Genomic DNA, 19,632 nt, shown 5'->3' with positions numbered 1-19,632 from the left:
CCGGTAGCTTTGCATCGCTCCGGCGGCATGGCTTCCGGAGGCCATGCTCCTCTCCCATTCCGCTATGAAAACCACCTCCCTAGCCCGCGCCCTGCGCGCCACCTTGGTTGCCGGTGTGCTGTGCGCCAGCGCCGGTTGCGACAAGCAACCCATCAGCAAAAAGCCCGACCCGCAAAATCCCACCGAGGCCACCCCAATTACCACCGATGTGTACGGGGTAGTGCTCGACGAGCAAGACCAGCCCGTGGCCGGCGCCGTGGTAGAGGTAGGAGGCCGCACGCTTACTACCGGCAGCACCGGCACCTTTGCCTTCCGGGGCGCCGAGGTGCCGTCGGACCGGTGCGTGGTGCACGTGCGCAAAGCCGGCTTTTTTGAAGCGGCCGTGGGCGTGGTACCCAACGACAAAGGCACCGGCGTGCGGGTGATGCTTACGGCTACCGGCACACCCCTTACGCTGGCCTCGGCCGCGGCGGGCGGCACCTTGCAGCTGCCCGGCGGCGGCAGCATCGAGTTTGCGGCCAACAGCCTGCAAACAAGCAGCGGCAGCTACACGGGGCCGGTATCGGCCTTTGTGCGGTACATTTCGCCCGAAAGCCCGCGCTTGGCGCAGCTAATGCCCGGCAACGACTTTCAGGCCGAAAACACGGCCGGCGAGCGGGTAACCCTTACCACGTTTGGCGCCATGCAGGTTGAGCTGCAAGCCAGCAACGGTCAGCAAGTGCAAGTAGCCACGGGCAAAACGGCCACGCTGCACTTCCCCATTGCGGCTAGCCAGAGCAGCAGCGCCGCCGCTACCATTCCGCTGTGGCATTTCGACACGGCTACGGGGTTGTGGGAGGAAGAAGGCTCGGCCCGCCGCAGCGGCTCGGAATACGTGGGCGCGGTAAGTCACTTTTCGGCCTGGAATGCCGACCAAGCCGACCGTACCGCTTACGTAAAGTTTGGGGTACGCGCCGCGGGCCTTACCGAGCTGCCCGACGAGGTAATGTGGCCCCTCGTGCGCGTGCGCCGGCTGGGCCAGGTGCTGATACCCGGTGCCAACCGCCAAATGGTGGTACCCGTGCCTGCCGGCAATTACAGCGGCGGCCCCGACGATGTGTGGGCCGACCCCGCCGACAACGGCGGCGTGGGCAGCCTCAACCGCCTAAGCCTGGGCAACCTCGCACCCGGCCAAACGCTGGACCTAGGTCAGCTGCAGATGCCCGAAGGCGGCATTGTGCAAGCCGAAGTGCTGGGCTGCAACAGTTCGCGGCCTAACGGGGTAGCCACCTTGCGCTTCGACAACGGCGGCGTGTACGTGGCCAATTTGCGCAACGGCGCGCTGCGCACCTGGTGCCTGCCCGGGCAAGCGGCCACGCTCACCATCACGGCCGAGGGCTACGCCCCCATCACCCAGCGTATTACCACCCCAAGCGGCAACCGCACCTTGCAAGTTGGCAGCTTTAATGCATGCGGCACCACCCAAGCTCCGGTGGTTATGGCTTTCACCATCGACGGCGACGGGCACCACAACGAGCGCGTGGAGCTGCGCGACGAGCCGCAGTACTACGACAAACCGCAGGCTTTTTTCGAGCCTAATTTCCCGACGGGCGCGGCCACCACGTTGCTGATGGGCCGTTCCACCCGCCCCGGCTACGTAACGGCCACCTTGCTGGCCGCCACCGCGCCCGGCTTGGGCACGTTTGCGGCACGCACCGGCAGCGTGGCCTTTAACCTGAACGCGGGCACGTCGCCGGGCATTTACTACGAAGTCGCCAACTCCGCCGATGTCAGCATCAGCCTCACGCGCTACGACGCCGTGGGCGGCCGGGTGCAGGGCACGTTTTCGGGCAAGTTTTACAAGCGCATCGGCACCGGCCCGCGCAGCAGTACCGAGTCGGTACAGATAACCAACGGCACGTTTGACATGGTGCGCACGGCCAACAAGCCGTAAGCACCGGGCGCCTAGGTGCCACGAGCGGGCGGCTTGCGCAGCAGCAAGCCGCCCGCTCGTGTTTTGCTGCTAGTAGCTCACGAAGGGCATTTTGCCCACGAATGCGTTGTCTTCAACTTGTTGCAGAATAAACGCGGCCAAATCGGCGCGGCCAACTTTGGTGCTGGCGTTTACGCCCACCCAGCCCACGCGGTATTGCCCGCGGCGGGGCTCATCGGTAAGCCTAGGTCCGCGCACAATAATCCAGTCGAGGCCGCTGGCTTGCAGCAGCTCAGCGTGCCGGATGGCGTCGTTCAGCACCTTGGGCACGGCCAGCTTCATAATTCCCCGAATTAGGTAGTCGGGCAGCTTGGGGCGGTCTTGCTCGTAGGGCAGCCCACCGCCAGAAAGGCTGATGATTTTGCGCACGCCGTGCTCGCGCATGGCTTGCACAATGTGGCGGGTACCATCGGTTTGCAGCCACTCGGGCGAGCCTTTTACGTGGCCAAACAGGCTTACCACCACATCGGCGCCGGCCACGGTGCGGGCCACATCGGCGGCGCTGAGCACGTCGCCGGCAATTACCTCCAGGTTGGCGTGCTGCAGGGGCAGCTTGGCAGGGTTGCGCACCAAGGCCTTAACGCGGTAGCCAGCGGCCAGGGCTAAGTCGAGAAACTGCCGGCCGGTTTTGCCGGAGGCGCCAAACAGGGCAAGGGTTTTCATGAGGTTGGCAGGGGTTGCGGGTTGTTTTCAGCAACAAACGACCTAGGGGGTACCTACTGTTTGGTAAGTAGGCGCGGCCCCTAGGTGCAGCAGTAGGTTTGGGCACCTAAGGGCCGCGCTGCCATTCGGAACACCCGCCGTACTTTTGCTGTCTGAACCCTTACCGGCCTGAAGGCCTAACTCCCTTCCGCCGCCTTTCATGCAGAAACGCGAAGTTGAAATTGTGTTGTCGCCCGGCGAGGCGTACGACGAACTGGCCCGCTACCGGGCCCTGCTCCAAGCCGCTGGCCTGCAGCCCGGCCAGGCCGATTTTGTGCACCTGCTGCGCCGCTCCATCGACGCGCGCGGCCGCAACGTGGGCGTGCGCCTGCGCGCCGATGTGTACCAAACGCCCCCGCCGCGCGAACTGTTCGGCCCTTGGGTGCAGTACCAAACCGTAGCGCCCGGGGCCCGGCGCGTGGTGATTGTGGGCGCCGGCCCGGCCGGGCTGTTTGCCGCCCTGCGCTGCCTCGAGTTGGGCCTGAAGCCTGTGGTGCTGGAGCGCGGCAAAGACGTGCGCACCCGCCGCCGCGATTTGGCCGCTCTCAACAAAGAGCACATCGTCGACCCCGACTCCAACTACTGCTTTGGCGAAGGCGGCGCCGGCACGTACTCCGATGGCAAGCTCTACACGCGCTCCAAAAAGCGCGGCGACGTGCAACGCATTCTGCGCCTGTTGGTGCAGCACGGTGCCACGCCCGAAATCTTGGTGGATGCGCACCCCCACATCGGCACCAACAAGTTGCCCTACGTGGTGCAGGCCCTGCGCCAAACCGTGCTCGACCACGGCGGCGAAGTGCGCTTCGAAACCCGCGTGGAGGATTTGCTGCTGACCCAAAACCGCATCCGCGGGGTGGTTACGCACCTAGGCGAAGAAATCAGCGGCGACGCTGTGATTCTGGCTACCGGCCACTCCGCCCGCGACATTTACGAGCTGCTGCTCCGCCGCCAAGTGCGCATCGAGGCCAAGCCTTTTGCCCTGGGCGTGCGCGTGGAGCACCCGCAAGTGCTCATCGACCAGGCCCAGTACCACCGCGCCGACCGCGGCCAACTGCCGGCGGCCTCGTACTCGCTGGTGCAGCAAACCGACGGGCCCGGCGGGCAGCGCGGCGTGTTTTCGTTTTGTATGTGCCCCGGCGGTTTTATTGTGCCCGCGGCCACGGCGCAGGGCGAGGTGGTGGTAAACGGCATGAGCCCCAGCCGCCGCGATTCGCGCTTTGCCAACTCGGGCATTGTGGTGGCCATCGAGCCCGACGACATGGACCTGCGGCGCTACGGCGTGCTGGCCGGGCTGCGGTTTCAGCAGGAAATAGAGCAGCGCGCCTGCCAGCTGGCCGGCAACACGCAGCTGGCGCCCGCGCAACTGCTCGGCGACTTTGTGCAGAAACGCACTTCCAAAACCCTGCTCGAAACCTCATACCAACCCGGCCTAACCTCGGTGCCCATGGACGAGGTGCTGGGCCCCGTGCTGGCCGACCGCTTGCGCCAGGGCTTTAAAGCGTTTGGGCGCAAAATACCGGGCTATACCACCAACGCGGCGCAAATCGTGGGCGTGGAAAGCCGCACTTCGGCGCCGTTGCGCATTCCTAGGTTGCCCGAAACCCTGGAGCACCCGGAGGTGCGCGGCCTGTTTCCGTGCGGCGAGGGCGCCGGCTTTGCGGGCGGTATTGTGTCGGCAGCCATGGATGGCGAGCGGTGCGCCGAGGCGGTGTTGGCTGCGCTGTAGGGGCGCGTTGCACGCGCCCGCTTGCCTGCGGCCCTAGGTGCGCGTGGGCGTAGCCGGGCGGGCAGCCGCTTGCGTATACAACCTTACCGACACCCGATTTTCCCACCGCAGCCAGGCCGCACTGGCCTCCTCCGCATATGGCAAACAAAAAAACCGTCGTCATCGGCGCTTCCGACAACCCCTCGCGCTACTCGTTTCAGGCCGTCAACCGCCTCAAAAGTTACGGCCACGAGGTGGTGCCAGTAGGCATCCGCAAAGGCCAAGTAGCCGGCCTCGATATTCATACTGATAAGCCCGCGGTGGAAGGCGTGGACACCGTTACGCTGTACGTGGGCCCGCAAAACCAGCCCGCCTGGCAGGATTACATCCTGGGTCTGAAGCCGAAGCGCATCATTTTCAACCCGGGCACCGAGAATTACGAGCTCGAAAAAAAGGCACAGGCGCAAGGCATCCAAACCATGGAGGCCTGCACGTTGGTGATGCTGTCGGTGGGCAACTACTAGCCCCGGCTGCAGCAGCAGGCAAGCCCCGGCAACGCAACCGTTGCCGGGGCTTGCTGCTTTCAAAGCACTTACCACTAATTAATTCATACAATTTTAACTACTCATTCTCAGCTATTTACACATATCACTTATAACGCTTGCAACTTTTTTCGGGTGCTCAGGCAACGGCCGTTCCGCGGCTTCCATCTTACCACCAAACGACAATGCTACTGCCCTACTGCTACCTCTCTGAGCTGTGAACGAAGTTGAACTCATAAGTGCTTGTCGGCAAGGCAGCGTCCGGGCGCAAAAGCTTCTCTACGAGAAGTTTGCCGGACTGATGCTGACGGTGTGCTTGCGCTACCTGCGCCAGCGCGCCGACGCCGAAGAAGCAATGCTTACCGGCTTCGTGAAGGTTTTTAAAGCCCTCGACCAGTACCGGCACGAAGGCTCGTTTGAAGGCTGGATTCGCCGCATCATGGTCAACGAAGCCCTAGGTCAGCTCCGCCGCAAGGAGCCGCTGCACCTGGCCATCGACGACTTGGTTACCGACGTGCCGGCCACCGCTGCCACGGCCGACAGCGACCTAGCCGCCGCCGACCTGATGCAGCTGCTGAGTGAGCTGCCCGCTGGCTACCGCACGGTGTTCAACCTCTACGCCATCGAGGGCTACACCCACCCCGAAATTGCCGAGCTGATGGGCATTTCGGAGGGCACCAGCAAATCGCAGCTCAGCAAGGCCCGGGCCATGCTGCAGCGCCGCCTCGGCGCCGCGCCGGCCCAGGCCTCCACCTCCTCACCGAAAGAATTTTATGCGACCGGAAGATATTGATAAGCTGTTTCGGGATAAGCTGGAGCAGCACACCACGCCTCCCCCCGCCAACCTGTGGTACGACTTGCAGGAGCAACTGGAGCCCCAGGAAGAAAAACGCCGCGGCGGCTTTTGGATGTACGCCGTAGCAGCGGCCATTACCTTACTGCTGGTGGCCGGCGGCGGGTGGCTGATGTGGCGCACCGGCGGCTTACCCCAGCAAGGAACCTCGGCCAGTGCCCCGTTGGCCTCGCACAGCGCTAAACCCGCTCCCCAAACCACCGATAACGAATTACCTACTTCCCCCGCCCCGGTTGGTACCGGTACCCAACCCAACCTAGGCGCCGCGCCCCAAAGCCCGGCCGTAGCCGCCCGCCCCGATGCCTCCGGAGCCTCGGGCAACGTGGCCACGCTCGCGACTCCCAAGCGCAAAACCCGGCAGTACATGGCCCGCAACGCACAGCCCACGTTGGCCGGCACCAAGCGCGCTGCAGCGCGCCTACAGCCCGCCGAAACCGTTGTGCCCTTGCCGGCCCCGGCCAGCCAGCCCCAAGCCGTAGCGGCCGCTGCGGTACAGGCTCCGGCACCTACCACCACTTCGCCAGCCTTGGCTCCGGCCAGCAGCAGCACGGCAGTAGCAGCTGCAAGCCAATCCATTGCCGGGCCCATCGAAGTGGAAGTACGCCAGCAACCGGCCGCCGTGGCCGTGGCGGCTGCTGAAGTTACCCCCCGAGGCCGGACGCGGCCTACGGTGTTCGGCGTCATCAAACAGGTAAGCAAAATCGCCCGCGGCGAAAAGCCCAACTTGACGGAAGTTGGCCTGCCCGCCAACCCGGCCCTTACGCTGCAAGCCCATGTGGGCAACCGCACGCTCACCAAAACCATTTCGCTGTAAGCTCTGCTTCAGCCCCTTCTCCTCCTCTCTCCTCCGACTTTTCGCCTTTGCTTGTTATGAAACCTGCTTTGTTTCTTTCTGCTCTTTCGGGCCTGCTCCTGGCCGGCTCCGTGGCCCAGGCCAGCACCGTGCCCGCCGCCACCCCCGACGATACCATCGTGGTAAAACTGCCCAACCAGGTATCGATGACCATCTACGCCCGCAACAAACAGCAGCTGCGCGAGCTGCGGGCTTACAAACTCGACTCGCTGATGGTGCTGCTCGATGGCTACATTACGCAGGCCGAGCGCTCCGGCACCAAATCGGCCAACGGCCAGGTAACCATGGAGTTTTACCCGGCTAAGGATAAGCCCACCAGCAAAGCCGCCCCCGAGCAAGTGCGCGTAACCGTGCGCGGCCAGCAACCCCGCACCGACCGCGTGGAGGTAACGATGGGCCGCGTGTTTGGCGTGACGGTAGAAGAATCGACCGACGGCAAAGGCGAAGACCACGTATCGGTGCGCTTGGGCAGCGCGGGCAAAAACGACTCCACCGACCGCGCCAAGCGCGTTGCCCAGCAGCACAAGCTCAGCGGCACCGATTTTGGCATCGATGTGGGCCTGAACGCCCTCACCAACCGCGCAGACCTCCCAAGCAACGAAGAATTTGACCTCCGGCCGTGGGGCTCGCGCTACGTTGCACTTAAGTGGCAGTTTTGGGCCCGGTTTGGCAAAAACAACCCCATCTACTTCCACCTAGGTCCGGAAGTCGCCTTCAACAACTTTATGTTCGAGGGCAACCGCCGACCCATTGCCGTCGACAACCGGACCACCATCGTAACCGATCCGTTGGGCCGCAACTTCGAGAAAAGCAAGCTGGCCATGACGACCCTGAACTTGCCCGTCGGCATCACCGTGCGCCTGCGCAACAACGAGGGCAAGGAGATGTTCCGCATCGGCGGCGGCGGTTTTGTGGGCTACCGGTTGGGCTCGCACACCAAAATCAAGTACGAGGAAGAAGGCCGCACCAACAAGGACAAAGACCGTGGCTCGTACAACCTGCAGGATTTTCAGTACGGCGTAACGGGCACCCTGGGGGTGCGCAACTTCAACCTGTTTGCCAAGTACAACCTCAACGAGCTGTTCAAGGACAACCGCGGCCCCAAAGCCCAGGTGCTCAGCTTTGGCCTGACGACGGCCTTCTAGCCATCCGGCACCTAGGCGGCCAGGGCCTCCTTCGGCCCGTAGCCGTCCGGTGCACCTAGGGCGCCTGATATTTCGATAAACAACAAGCGGCTAGCTGATTTTCAGCTAGCCGCTTGCGCGTTTGGCCCAGGTCTACCGATTGCAGCACCCTGGCTCTTTACAGATGCCGGAAAAAGTTATCGAGCAAAATGGCGGCCGAAATGGCTACGTTCAGGCTTTCGGCGCCTCCTTGGCCAGGTATGTGCAGGCGTTGCGTCAGGCAGGCCTCTACCTCGGGCGTAAGGCCGTGCGACTCGCTGCCCATTACCAGCACGCCTTTGGGCGTGAGGTGCAGGCGGTGCACGTTGTCGCCGTGCAAATCGGCGCCGTACACGGGCAAGTCTTTGGGCAAGTGGCCGAGCCACTCGGGCAGGTTGCGCTGCCACACCCGCACCCGCGTAAACGAGCCCATGGTGGCGGCCACGGTTTTGGGGTTCCAGGCATCGGCGCAGGTTTCCGACAACACCACGCCGCCGAGGCCGTACCAATCGGCCAGCCGGATGAGGGTGCCTAGGTTGCCGGGGTCGCGCACTTGGTCGAGGGCCAGCAGCAAGTGCCCGGGCTTGGCCGCCAGGGGCGCTTCGTCGGGGATGCGGGCAATGGCCAGGGCCGTGTCGTTGTGCTGCAGGGTGCCCAGGCGCGTCAGTTCTTCGGCCGAAACCACCTCCACCGGCACACCCTTGGGAGCTGGCGGCAGGCCGGGCGTAGCGGCAAACTCGGCCGTGAGCAGCAACCGTTCCACCTGAAGTCCGGAACTTAGCAGCTCCCGCACGCTTTTTGCGCCCTCAACCAAAAAGGCCCCCGTGCGCTGACGATATTTTTTTTGGTGCAGTTGCTGCACGTACTTGGCAACGGCTTTCGAAACCATTCTTTGTTTGTGATGCTACCCTGGCCGCCTTGCAAGGCCTCCTGGACAACGTTAGGTATTGTATCGGCAACGCTGCTGGCGGGCTGCTCGCCTATGCGGCTGCTGGGGCCCCGCCAACAATTGCTCTCGGAAGTAAAGCTCGAAGGCGTGCGCCGCGCCGACCGCGAGGCGCTGGCCGCGCTGTACCGCCAAGAGCCCAACCGCAAATTTCCGGTTCCGCTGCTTGCAATTTATAACCTCGGCTACACCTTTTACAGCCCCGAGCGCGCCGAGGCCCGCTTGCAGGCCACCCGCGCCCAGTACGCCGCCCTTATTGCCGAAGCCGGCACCGACTCGGTAAAGGTGGGCAAGCTGCTGCAAAAGCGCGAACGAAAAGTGCAGCACCAGCAGCAAGTGCTCGAAAAAGGCAACGCCATCATGCGCTTGGGCCAAGCTCCCGCGGTGTACGACTCAACGCTCACAAGCGTCACGGCCGATCAGATGCGCATTTACCTCCGCTCGCACGGGTACTTCCGCTCGCGGGTGCAGGCCACCGATACCGCCCAAAACCGCCGCGTTACGGTTACGTACCGCATCCACGAAGGGCAGCCGTTCCTGGTTAGCCAGCTGCGCTACGACATCGCCGACTCGGCCGTGGCCAAAGCCATCCGGGCCGACTCGAGCCGCTCGCTGCTACGCGTGGGCCAAACGTACAACGAGGAGCTGATCGGCCGCGAACGTTCGCGCATCGAATCGGTGCTGAAAAACGCCGGCTACTACGATTTCCGGCAGCAGTTCATCACCCTCGAGGCCGATACCAGTTTCGAGCCCTACACCGTGCGCCTGCTGCTGCAGGTGGCCAACCCACCCGGCCAGCAAACGCACCGCGTGTATTCGGTCCGCAACGTTAGCTTTGTTACCGACGCGGGCGTAAACCGCTTTGGCATTCAGCGCGATACGGTGCGGCGCAACGGCGTGTACTACTTAGCCTTCAACCACCGCTTCAGCACGCGCATCCTCGACCGCAAGCTGGCCGTGCGCCCCGGCGACCGGTACAGCCTGCAGAACACCATCCAAACCCAGCGGCAGCTTTCGGGCATGGATGTGTTCCGGTTTGCAGGCGTGAACTACCAGAAAGTGGAGGCGCCCGCCGATTCGGTGCGCTTTGGCCAGCTCGACGCCGTGGTAAGCACCACCCCGATGAAGCGGTTTCAGGAAACTACCGAGCTGGGCGGCACCTACGTAGCGGGCCTGCCCGGCCCGTTTGGCAACTTCCGGGTGCGGGTACGCAACGCCTTTGGCGGGGCCGAGGTGCTCGACATTGGCCTGCGGGCGGGCCTGGAGGGCCAGTACATTTTGGCCGGCAACGAAAACGAAGGGCAACAAGTAGGCAACCAACGCACCACGCAGCTCGGGGCCGACATCAACCTTACGCTGCCGCAGTTTCTGCTGCCGTGGCACTCCAACCGATTGTTTACGCGGTACAGCCCACGCACCCGCCTCAGCACGGCCTACACCTACGTAAAGCGCCAGGAGTACACGCGCACCAACCTGGAGTTTACCTACGATTACATCTGGCAGCACAGCGCCTACAAGCAGTTCATTCTTACGCCGCTCGATATCAGCCTGATCAATACTTCGGCCATCGACGACACCTTCCGGGTGCGGTTGGGGCGGCAGCCCAACGGGCAGGCGCTGTTGCGCAGCTTTCAATCGGTATTGGTGCCCAGCGCCAATGCCACCATGCTCTACAACACCAACGATTTCAACCAAACCCAAGATGGCCGCTACCTGCGCTTGTTTGCTGAAATCGGCGGCCTAGGTCGGGGCGTGTACACCCGCACCGATGAGCTGTCGGCGGGCCGCCTTGGGCAGCGCAACATCAACATCAAAGTCTACGATTTTCTGCGCCTTAGTGCCGACTACCGCCGCTACCACAAGCTAAGCGCGCGGCAGTTTGTAGTGTGGCGCCTAAACGCGGGCCTGGCCCGCGCCCTCACGCGCACGCAAATCCGCGACTCGGTTTCGGAACCTTACCGTTCCGTGGCCATCATCCCCTACGATCGGTACATGTTTGCCGGTGGCGGCTCCAGCGTGCGGGCTTGGCTACCTAGGCGCTTGGGCGTGGGCTCGTACCGCAACCCGCAGCTGGTGCGCAGCGAATCGATTGAGCAACCCGGCGAATTGCTGCTCGAAGGCAGCCTGGAGTACCGCTTTCCCATCTATGACTACATCTACGGCGCCGCCTTCACTGATTTTGGCAACGTTTGGACGCTCGACCGCGACCCACAGCGCCCCGGCGCTAACTTCGCGGCCGACCGCTTTTACCGCGAGTTTGCCGTGGGCTCGGGCATGGGCCTCCGCCTCGACTTTACCTTCCTCATCGTCCGGCTCGATTTCGCCGCCAAGGTGTACGACCCCACGCAACCCTCGGGTCAGCGTTTTGTGCTGCCCAAAGCCGCCATTTTCAACACCAACAGCAGCAACAACCTACGCCTGAATATTGGTATCGGGTATCCTTTTTAGCGGCGCCTAACGGCTGGCCTTGCCGCAAACAAAACGCCCAGCGGCAGCCGCTGGGCGTTTTGTTTGCGGGAATTACTATTCCTGGTACCGGAGCCTACGGCCCTATCTACCACCTAATAAGCCAGTAATTCGGCAAGCGCCGCATGCACCTTATCGGCGTTGGGCAGCATTTGCTTCTCCAGCTCCACGTTAAGGGCAATAGCGGGCAGGTTGGCGGCCCCTAGGGTAAACACCGGGGCATCGAGCCGCTGGAAGCAGTGACGCTGAATACGACCTGCCAACGACTCGGCAAAGGAGTTCATCAGCGGCTCCTCGGTAAGCACTAGCACTTTGCCGTGGCGGAGCGTGGCGGCTTGCACGGCTTCCCAGTCGAGCGGATTCAGGGTGCGCAAGTCCAGAATTTCGACCTGGCCGGGCAGCTGCTTGCTGGCTGTTTTGGCCCAGTACACGCCCATGCCGTAAGTAATTACCACGCACGTATCGCCTTGCTGCAGCTTTTCGGCCGATGCTTGTTGCACCACGTTGGCCTTACCTAGAGGCACTACGTAGCCGGCGGCAGGCTCCACGGTTTTGGCGTCCTCGGTGCCGGGCACCTTGCTCCAGTACAACCCTTTGTGCTCCAGCATCACCACGGGGTTGGGGTCGAGAAAAGCGGCGCGCATCAGGCCTTTCATGTCGGCGGCGTTGGACGGGTATACTACCTTAATGCCCCGGATGGTCAGCAGCGTGCTTTCGACCGAACCGGAGTGGTACGGCCCGCCGCCGCCGTAGGCCCCAATGGGCACCCGAATCAGCGACTGCACCGGAAACTTGCCGTTGGAGAGGTAGCACGATTTGCTTAGCTCTTCGACCAACTGATTGAGCGCCGGCCAGATGTAGTCGGCAAACTGAATTTCGACGATGGGCTTGGCGCCCACAGCCGACATACCCGCCGTGCTGCCCACAATGTAGGCCTCCTGGATGGGCGTGTTAAACACGCGCGCATCGCCGTACTTCTTGGCCAGCAAAGCTGCCTCGCGGAATACACCGCCCAGCTCGCCGCCTACGTCCTGGCCGTAGAAAAGAGCCTCCGGAAACTCGCGCAAAATATCGTCGACGGCGTGCAGCGCAGCGTCCACCATTATGGCTTTGTCGGCTCCGGCGGGGCTCCGCTCGCCGGCTTCCTCGGTCACGGCTGCGGGCGCAAACTCGTGGTCGGCAAAGGTCGCCGGGTCGGGGTTGGGCGCGGCCAGGGCCCGGGCGTAATCCTCTTGCACGGCGGTTTGGGCTTGGGCAGTAGCATAGCCCAGCTCGCCTTCCGAAAAGCCCTCCGTAAGCAATTGCTGGTGCAGGCGCGGCAGCGGGTCGTTTTGCTGGTGTTGGGTTAAATCGTTGCCGCGGTACCACTCGCGCCGCACCCCGCTGGTATGATGACCTAGGAGCGGGCATTTGGCGTGCACCAGCACCGGCCCGCGCGAACGGCGGGCGTGCTGTACGGCCGCGTACATGGTGGCGTAGCTATCAACGAAATCGGCGCCGTCGCACTGCAAGCGGTGCAGCCCTTTAAAACCGGCCGCAAACTCGTAGGCATCCATGGCGCGCATTTCGCGGCCCGTGGCCGAAATCCCCCATTCGTTGTCCTGCACCAAGTACACCACAGGCAGTTGGTGCAGCACCGCCATTTGCAGGGCTTCGGCCACTTCGCCTTCGGTCATGGCCCCATCGCCGATAGAGCACAGCACCACGGGTTGTTGCTCGGCTGCCTGCAGCAGGCCCTGCCCCTCGAGGTAGCGCAGCCCGTGCGCCATGCCCGTAGCCGGAATGGCTTGCATGCCGGTAGCCGAGCTTTGGTGCGGAATTACGGGCACGCCGGGCCGTCGCAGCGAGGGGTGCGAGTAGTAGGTGCGGCCGCCCGAAAACGGGTCGTCGCGCTTGGCCATGAGCTGCAGCATCAGCTCGAAGGGCGTAATGCCCAGCCCGAGCATAAAGGCGTCGTCGCGGTAGTACAGCGCGCAGTAGTCGGTTTCGCGGAGCTGAAAAGCAGCAGCCAGCTGAATGGCCTCGTGGCCGCGGGCTGTGGCGTGCACGTACTTGGCCGTTACGGCTTTGTTTTCTTCGTAGAGCTGCGCCATGGCCGCCGACGTTTGCATCAGGCGGTAGGCGCGGAGCAGGGTGGCACGCTCGGGGTGGGCGGCCGTGTTGAAATCGGTTTCGGGGGTTTCCAGGGCGGTGGGAGCTTGCATCGAAAATGTACGCAGTGGCGAAGGGCCGAATTTACGGCAAAGCGCCCATACCGCAGTACGTCGGCTTAGCGCGCAACCAGCCACTCCGCGGCGGCCTCGGGGCTAGCAAAGGCTTGGTACACCACGGCTTTGGGCTGGTATTGGCTTACCCAGGTTACGGCACCTAGGCGCGCGAATACGTTTTCGCTTAGCAGCACGGCGCAATGCGAGTACCCGGCCTCGGCGGCCGCCCTAGGTAGCCACTGCTCGGCCACCCACCGTTGCACGGCCGCATCCAGGGGCGGCATTTGCCGTTGGTCGGTGAGCACGCAGCGGCAGCCGGTAAGGCGCATGGCCAGCAGCAATCGCTCGAACACCGCCGTTACTACCTCGGGTTGCGAGGCGCCGGGCAGCCACTCCAGCAGCAAGTAAGCGGGGTGCGCTTGCGCAATGCGGCCGCCGGCGTTGGCAAAAAGTTCGCGCGCTAAGCGCGGCACCGAGGACGAGGTGGGCATGAAAAAGGGGCTTGTACTGCTTAGCCACCCGGTTGGGTGGCCTTTGGAGGTGCAATAATACACCGGTTCGGCGCGGTAATACGCGTGTATTACACTCAAGTCGGGTTGGCCCGCCCTTGTCGGCAATTAATAGCCCGCAGCCAGCGGGCGTGGCAGGCATCGCCGAAAATCTGCCACCTTTGCGCTGATAAAAAACAGCGGCGGCGCTGACATTGGTCAGGATTTAAGCTACGGCCGGGCTCTTATTTCGCCTTGCAAACCAGCTCAACCAACTCCATGCAAGCCCCGCTCCTTTCGCCCGCCTTTGCCCCCGCCATGACGACCGATACCGATACCACGCTCGTGCCCTTTCGCCAAACCGTGGAGCAGTGGATGCGCCACTTTCAGAAGTGGCTGTACACCACGCTCGAAACCACCGACGGCAGCGCTACCTTTCAGCCCGATTACTGGCAGCACCACTCGGGCGGCGGCGGCGAAACGCGCGTTATCCAAAACGGCAATATCCTGGAGAAAGGCGGCGTAAATTTTTCGGCCGTGTGGGGGCGGATGGACGAGCGCGCGGCCAAGCAGCTGCTCATGCCCGACCCCAACTACTTTGCCACGGGCGTATCGGTGGTGCAGCACCCGCGCAGCCCTAGGGTGCCCATTTCGCACATGAACGTGCGCTACTTTGAGGCCGGCAACGGCGAAGCGTGGTTTGGCGGCGGCCTCGACCTCACGCCCATTTACGTCGACGTAAAGCAAGCCCGTTGGTTTCATGAGCAAATTGCCGAGGTGTGCCAGCGTCACAACCCCACCTACTACCAACGCTTTAAGGACTGGGCCGACGAATATTTCTTCCTGACCCACCGCCAGGAAACCCGCGGCGTGGGCGGCATCTTCTTCGACCGCCTCACGGTGGGCAAAGACGGCGACCGTGACGAGCTGTTTGCCTTTGTGCAGGACGTGGGCGAAGTGTACGGCCGCACCTACAGCGAGCTAATGCGCCGCAACGCCGAGCTGCCCTACGGCGACGACGAAGTGAAGTGGCAAATGATCCGCCGCTCGCGCTACGCCGAGTTCAACCTGGCCATCGACCGCGGCACCAAGTTTGGCCTCGAAACCAGCGGCCGCACCGAAAGCATCCTGATGAGCCTGCCCCCGCGCTGCGAGTGGCACTACAACATGCAGCCCGCGCCCGGCACTCCCGAGGCCGAAACGCAGCAATGGCTGAAAAAGGGCGTAAATTGGCTCGACAATTCGCCCACTTCGCTTGATTGAACAACTGCAGCAGCTCGATCGATGGCTGCTGGTGTCGGCCAATAAGGCCCACACCCCCGGCCTCGATCGGTTCATGATATTTTTCACCGACCGCTTTGTGTGGTTTCCGGCCTACCTGGTGATGGTAATAGCCCTGGGCTATTACTTCGGCAGGCGGGCCGTACTGCTTTTGCCGCTCATGGGCCTGTGCGTGGCGCTGGCCGATTTCATTTCGAGCCGCTTCTTCAAGCCCTTCTTCGCGCGTCTTCGCCCCTGCCACGACCCGCAAGTTTCCGAAACCCTGAACCTGGTAAACGGCTGCGGCGGCAAATTTGGCTTTATCTCGTCGCACGCGGCCAATGCGTTTTCGTTGGCCGTGTTTGTGTGCCTAGCACTGCCCCGGCGCTTCTGGCCCGTGAAGGCGCTGGTGCTGCTGTGGGCTGCCACGGTAAGCTACAGCCGCATCTACCTAGGGGCCCATTACCCGTCCGACGTGCTGGCCGGCACCACCCTGGGTGCTTTGCTGGCTTTGGGCTGCTACTGGCTGTACCGGCGCGGCGTACAACGCTGGATGCCCACTGAAGTCGCCTAGGTTGTGATCAACTCATGTGCAGAAATAAGCCCTTCGGCCAACGCCGAAGGGCTTATTTCTGACTATTTTTTAGCTGGTTTACGGTTGCCGGTGTGGCCGTCGCCTCGGTCGCCTTGCCCCGGCTTGCTGGTTACGTGGGAGTTATGCCGATCATCCTGCGAGAGGGAGCGGTTCAGGTCGACGTTGCTGGTGAATTCGCCCTTCTCGTTGCGGCGCACGTAGCGCTTGTCGCCGGGGTTGGGTTCTATTAATTCGCGTTTCGACATGGCGGGAATGCAGTTAAGTACGTTTTGTTGTACGCAACCGACGCGGAAAAGTGCAAGCGCACTCCGGCCTCAGCGGTCGGTCACCCCGATCATCACGCCAAAATCCCCGTCGGTCTGCACCCAATCCTGCGCCGGCAAGTACGTGCGCGATACGAACCCATCGAGGTACAGCGCGTTGCGGCACCCTTGCTGCTGAAAATAACGGGCGAAATCGTGAAAATTCACCGGCTCCTTCGACATGGCCAGCAGCACCCGCCCATCGGGCAGCACGCCCACACCGTTGCGCACGTACCGGTTGGCCGAGCCCGCCCGGAAAGCCGGATGCAGTTGCCCATTAATCACCAGCATGGGGCCCGACTGCGTGGCGTAGGCCACCGGCCCAACCCGCCCGAAGTCCGCAGTACGGCACACGCCGGCGCGGCCACCAGCAGTTAAGTAAAATACCCCGTTGGGTTGGAGGTAGAAATTGCCGCGGCCGGCCGCGGCCGTATCGAGCGGCACCACGCGGCGGCCGGCCTGCACCAGCAAGCCCACCGGCACGTTGCCGGCCCCGTACATGCCGCCGTTGGTTGCAAAACGCAAGGTGCGGCCCTGCCCGGCCAGCCAAGCCTGCAAAGCACCTAGGCTGCGCAGCGGGCGGCCGTGCTCGTCGTGCCAATACAGGACCAAGTGCTGTCGGCGCAAATCAACCCGGTAGCTCACAAACCCATCAGCACCAGCCCGGCGCCACCAAACCACGGCCAGTGCCAGCAGCAGCGCCAAGCAGGCCCAAACCAAGCGAACGATGGCACGGGGCATCGGGTAAACCGAACGGATTGGCGCAGTTGCTTTACTTACCCAGCAGCTTCGCCACGTACTTGCCCACTATATCAAACTCCAGGTTCACCGTGTCGCCGGGGCGCAGGTGCTGGAAAGTGGTGTGCTCGTAGGTGTACGGAATGATGGCTACCGAAAAACCGTCGTCGGTGCTGTTAAAGCAGGTCAGGCTCACGCCGTTGATGCAGATGGAGCCCTTCTCGACGGTAACGCGTCCGGGGCCGGTTTCGTGGCGAAAGCGGTACAGCCACGAGCCGTTCTGATCTTCCACCGCTTCGCAGGTAGCCGTCAGGTCAACGTGGCCTTGCACGATGTGCCCGTCGAAGCGGCCGTTGGCCGAAAGGCAGCGCTCCAGGTTCACCTGCCGGCCCACGGCCCAAGTGCCTAGGTTGGTTTTCTGCAGCGTCTCGTCGATGGCCGTAACGGTGTGCGTACTGGCTGCCGCATCAAGGGCCACCACCGTTAGGCACACGCCGTCGTGGGCCACGCTTTGGTCGATTTGCAGCTCCCCGTTAAACGGGGCCTCAATTACAAAATGCCGGTTGGTACCCTCCTGGCGCACGTCGCGCACGGTACCTAGGGCCTCGATGATTCCGGTGAACATGGGTAGGCTAGCGAAGAATTTTCATTGACCCAACAACATCGCTGATCAGCTTTTGATTAGCGGCATCCGAGCTCGAGCCGTCTTCGCGGTTTATGGTGACCACCATAATGCCTTCGTTTTCGCCCGACCACGTACCGATCTGGTACACGCTGCGGGCGTTTTTCTGGCTGAGGTAAACCGTTTTGCCGTTCAGCAGCTTGCCATCCGCGAGCTTTTTCTCGTAGGCTTTGTCCTGGCGTTTGTACCCCGCTTTTACCTCGTCTTTGGTGAGTTGCGTAATCATGAACTCAAGGATGTCCTTAGGGTCGAGGCCGGTGTATTCTTGCACCAGCACCCCGGCGCCGGCCGCGTTCATCAGGATCAGTTGGCGTATGCCCTCCTCCTGGGTTTCGGCAACGGAGAGTTTCGGCGGATGCTGAAAGGACACCCACTCGTCGCGAAAGTGCCGAATGCTGCTCTCGCGCAGCTGCACCTGCACCACTTCGCCTTTGGGCGTGGTGTACGAATACGTTTTGCCCGGCTCCACATCCAACACTTGCCCGTTGAGCACTACTTGAAAGTTGGTGGGCAAGGTATCCTGCGCCTGCGCCGAAACGCCAACCGCGAGCAAGCCCGACAGCAGGGTAAAAGGTAAAAATCTGGGCATAAGCACTAGTTAAAGAATCAATTCGAGGTTCTAATAAACGCCTACTTGCCGCGGCCCTCCACAATAATCTTCAGGGTGTAAAGCATTACCCGGAAGTCCATGGCCAACGACATGTTTTCGATGTAGAGGATGTCGTACTTGAGGCGCTGCACCATCTGGTCTACGGTCTCGGCGTAGCCGTACTTAACCTGACCTAGGGAAGTAATGCCGGGCCGCACGCGGTGCAGGTGGCGGTAGTGCGGCGCCAATTTTACGATTTGGTTGATGTAGTACTGCCGCTCGGGGCGCGGGCCCACCAGGCTCATGTCGCCCTTAAGCACATTCCAGAACTGCGGCAGCTCGTCGAGGCGTACTTTGCGCATGAAGCGGCCCCACGACGTGATGCGCGGGTCGTTTTTGCTCGATAACGACGGACCCATGCGTTCGGCGTCCACAACCATCGAGCGAAACTTGTAGATACGAAACGGTTGCCCGTGCTTGCCAATACGCTCCTGCGCAAAGAAAATAGGCCCCGGCGACGACAGCCGCACCATGGCCGCCGTGAAGGCGTAAACCGGCCAGGCCAGCAACAAAAACAAGGCCGACCCCACAATATCAATGCCTCGCTTGGTTACCTCCTGCCACACGGGCATTAGGTCGTGCTTGATTTCGATAAGCGGGGTACCGAACAGGTGATGAACCTTCACCGAACCCAGCAGAATTTGGTACACGTCGGGCAGCACGCTCACGCGGGCGGGCGTGCCCTCGAGCTGCGCCAGCACTTCCTGAATCATTTGGTGCTCGGAGGGTTCTAGGGCAATAACGATTTGCTCCACCTTGTAGCCCCGAACCAGCGCGGGCAAGCGCCGAAACGAGCCGCGGCGCGGCAACTCCGTAGCCAGATTGGGGTCGACGGTGTCGTTGACGGGCACAAAGCCCACAATGTTGAGCCCTAGGTGCCGGTTGGTGCGCTCCAGCTCGCGGTAGGTTTCCAGCGCCAAAGGGCTTGAGCCCACAATGAGCGTGTTGAAGGCGATGACGCGGTTGCGCACCAGCCGCTGAATGGTGGTAATGGCCCAGGTGCGCAGCACGGCCGTAATGCTGAAATGCAGCAGAAAGTACGCCGTGATGGTTTTGTAGTAGCTGCGGTAGTTTTGCACGCCCTGGTCGTCGAGCAGCAGCGCGAAAAAGATGACTACCCCGCCGATAAACGAAATGCGCCCCAAACGGATGATTTCGCCCACGCGCGACTTCCGGAAAATGTCGCGGTACTCGCCGATGAGCGTATACAGGATAACCCAAAACGTGGCAATCATCACGGCCGACCCGGTAAGGGTAAACAGCTGGTCGCCGGTGAAGCGGTAGCCTTCGTTGATTTCGCTCAGTAAGTATTTGCGCAGCAGGTAGAAGAAGCTCCAAGCAAGCAGCGCCGCGCCAAAGTCGGCGGCAATCAGCTTGAGCTTTTGCAGTGAGCGGATCAAGGAGAATGCAGTGGTGACAGGACGAATGAGCGGCCGCTACGTGGCACAAATACCGCGCCGCCGTAGCTTTGCGGCCGGTATAGCTCGCCGGCCGCGCGCAAAGGTAGGG

General features: G+C 62.4%; 18 protein-coding genes. 9 read left to right on the top strand and 9 right to left on the bottom strand.

Annotated features, from left to right (window positions below):
- The first annotated feature begins 64 nt into the window (after positions 1-64).
- A complete protein-coding gene (locus tag D3Y59_RS04195; RefSeq protein WP_162910535.1) occupies positions 65-1,933 on the top strand; it encodes a carboxypeptidase-like regulatory domain-containing protein in 1,869 nt (622 codons plus the stop codon).
- A 69-nt stretch (positions 1,934-2,002) separates the two neighbouring features.
- On the opposite strand, the gene D3Y59_RS04190 is transcribed toward D3Y59_RS04195, so the two are convergent.
- Positions 2,003-2,635: an NAD(P)-dependent oxidoreductase gene (locus D3Y59_RS04190; protein WP_119443917.1), complete on the bottom strand. Its 633-nt coding sequence runs from the start codon at positions 2,633-2,635 to the stop codon at positions 2,003-2,005.
- Positions 2,636-2,834: 199 nt separating this feature from the next.
- On the opposite strand from D3Y59_RS04190, the gene D3Y59_RS04185 reads away from it, so the two are divergent.
- The 5 genes from D3Y59_RS04185 to D3Y59_RS04165 all read left to right on the top strand — a co-directional run bounded on the left by D3Y59_RS04185 (position 2,835) and on the right by D3Y59_RS04165 (position 7,772).
- Positions 2,835-4,400, top strand: a complete 1,566-nt coding sequence (locus D3Y59_RS04185) for an NAD(P)/FAD-dependent oxidoreductase (RefSeq protein ID WP_119443916.1) — start codon at positions 2,835-2,837, stop codon at positions 4,398-4,400.
- A 137-nt stretch (positions 4,401-4,537) separates the two neighbouring features.
- A complete protein-coding gene (locus D3Y59_RS04180; protein ID WP_119443915.1) occupies positions 4,538-4,903 on the top strand; it encodes a CoA-binding protein in 366 nt (121 codons plus the stop codon).
- A 235-nt stretch (positions 4,904-5,138) separates the two neighbouring features.
- Positions 5,139-5,714: an RNA polymerase sigma factor gene (locus tag D3Y59_RS04175; RefSeq protein WP_119443914.1), complete on the top strand. Its 576-nt coding sequence runs from the start codon at positions 5,139-5,141 to the stop codon at positions 5,712-5,714.
- Positions 5,695-6,588 (top strand): hypothetical protein, encoded by an 894-nt coding sequence (locus D3Y59_RS04170; RefSeq protein WP_119443913.1) that lies wholly within the window; start codon positions 5,695-5,697, stop codon positions 6,586-6,588. The genes D3Y59_RS04175 and D3Y59_RS04170 overlap by 20 nt, the downstream gene beginning before the upstream one ends.
- 56 nt (positions 6,589-6,644) lie before the next feature.
- Positions 6,645-7,772, top strand: a complete 1,128-nt coding sequence (locus D3Y59_RS04165) for an outer membrane beta-barrel protein (RefSeq protein WP_119443912.1) — start codon at positions 6,645-6,647, stop codon at positions 7,770-7,772.
- A 157-nt stretch (positions 7,773-7,929) separates the two neighbouring features.
- On the opposite strand, the gene D3Y59_RS04160 is transcribed toward D3Y59_RS04165, so the two are convergent.
- Entirely contained in the window at positions 7,930-8,679 is a 750-nt protein-coding gene (locus D3Y59_RS04160) for a TrmH family RNA methyltransferase (RefSeq protein WP_119443911.1), read from the bottom strand.
- A 12-nt stretch (positions 8,680-8,691) separates the two neighbouring features.
- Here D3Y59_RS04160 and tamL point away from each other — a divergent pair, with 12 nt between their 5' ends.
- A complete protein-coding gene (gene tamL / locus D3Y59_RS04155; protein WP_240410586.1) occupies positions 8,692-11,184 on the top strand; it encodes a translocation and assembly module lipoprotein TamL in 2,493 nt (830 codons plus the stop codon).
- A gap of 113 nt (positions 11,185-11,297) precedes the next feature.
- Here the strand turns inward: tamL and D3Y59_RS04150 are convergent, their stop codons facing one another.
- Together D3Y59_RS04150 and D3Y59_RS04145 are read right to left on the bottom strand one after the other, a co-directional pair.
- Entirely contained in the window at positions 11,298-13,406 is a 2,109-nt protein-coding gene (locus D3Y59_RS04150) for an alpha-ketoacid dehydrogenase subunit alpha/beta (protein ID WP_119443909.1), read from the bottom strand.
- A 65-nt stretch (positions 13,407-13,471) separates the two neighbouring features.
- Complete coding sequence (locus D3Y59_RS04145) at positions 13,472-13,900, bottom strand: hypothetical protein (protein ID WP_119443908.1); 429 nt, start codon at positions 13,898-13,900, stop codon at positions 13,472-13,474.
- A gap of 315 nt (positions 13,901-14,215) precedes the next feature.
- Between D3Y59_RS04145 and hemF the strand changes: the two genes are divergently transcribed.
- Positions 14,216-15,160 (top strand): oxygen-dependent coproporphyrinogen oxidase, encoded by a 945-nt coding sequence (gene hemF, locus D3Y59_RS04140; protein WP_119446313.1) that lies wholly within the window; start codon positions 14,216-14,218, stop codon positions 15,158-15,160.
- Positions 15,153-15,731 (top strand): phosphatase PAP2 family protein, encoded by a 579-nt coding sequence (locus D3Y59_RS04135; RefSeq protein ID WP_119443907.1) that lies wholly within the window; start codon positions 15,153-15,155, stop codon positions 15,729-15,731. The genes hemF and D3Y59_RS04135 overlap by 8 nt, the downstream gene beginning before the upstream one ends.
- A gap of 62 nt (positions 15,732-15,793) precedes the next feature.
- Here D3Y59_RS04135 and D3Y59_RS04130 read toward each other — a convergent pair whose 3' ends face one another.
- The 5 genes from D3Y59_RS04130 to D3Y59_RS04110 all read right to left on the bottom strand — a co-directional run bounded on the left by D3Y59_RS04130 (position 15,794) and on the right by D3Y59_RS04110 (position 19,523).
- Positions 15,794-15,997 carry a hypothetical protein gene (locus tag D3Y59_RS04130; RefSeq protein ID WP_119443906.1) on the bottom strand — a complete coding sequence of 68 codons (204 nt, stop codon included), beginning with the start codon at positions 15,995-15,997 and terminating at the stop codon, positions 15,794-15,796.
- A 69-nt stretch (positions 15,998-16,066) separates the two neighbouring features.
- Positions 16,067-16,795 (bottom strand): phosphodiester glycosidase family protein, encoded by a 729-nt coding sequence (locus tag D3Y59_RS04125; protein ID WP_119443905.1) that lies wholly within the window; start codon positions 16,793-16,795, stop codon positions 16,067-16,069.
- A gap of 31 nt (positions 16,796-16,826) precedes the next feature.
- Positions 16,827-17,417, bottom strand: coding sequence for a riboflavin synthase (locus D3Y59_RS04120; protein ID WP_119443904.1), 591 nt, complete (start codon positions 17,415-17,417; stop codon positions 16,827-16,829).
- Positions 17,418-17,424: 7 nt separating this feature from the next.
- Positions 17,425-18,063: a hypothetical protein gene (locus D3Y59_RS04115; protein ID WP_119443903.1), complete on the bottom strand. Its 639-nt coding sequence runs from the start codon at positions 18,061-18,063 to the stop codon at positions 17,425-17,427.
- A gap of 41 nt (positions 18,064-18,104) precedes the next feature.
- Positions 18,105-19,523, bottom strand: coding sequence for a sugar transferase (locus D3Y59_RS04110; protein ID WP_240410519.1), 1,419 nt, complete (start codon positions 19,521-19,523; stop codon positions 18,105-18,107).
- Positions 19,524-19,632 lie beyond the last annotated feature (109 nt).

It is taken from the genome of Hymenobacter oligotrophus (assembly GCF_003574965.1).
GTDB classification, from domain to species: Bacteria; Bacteroidota; Bacteroidia; order Cytophagales; family Hymenobacteraceae; genus Solirubrum; species Solirubrum oligotrophum.
The sequence above is the reverse complement of the archived record's forward strand: the minus strand, read 5'-3'. Positions and strand labels throughout refer to the sequence as shown.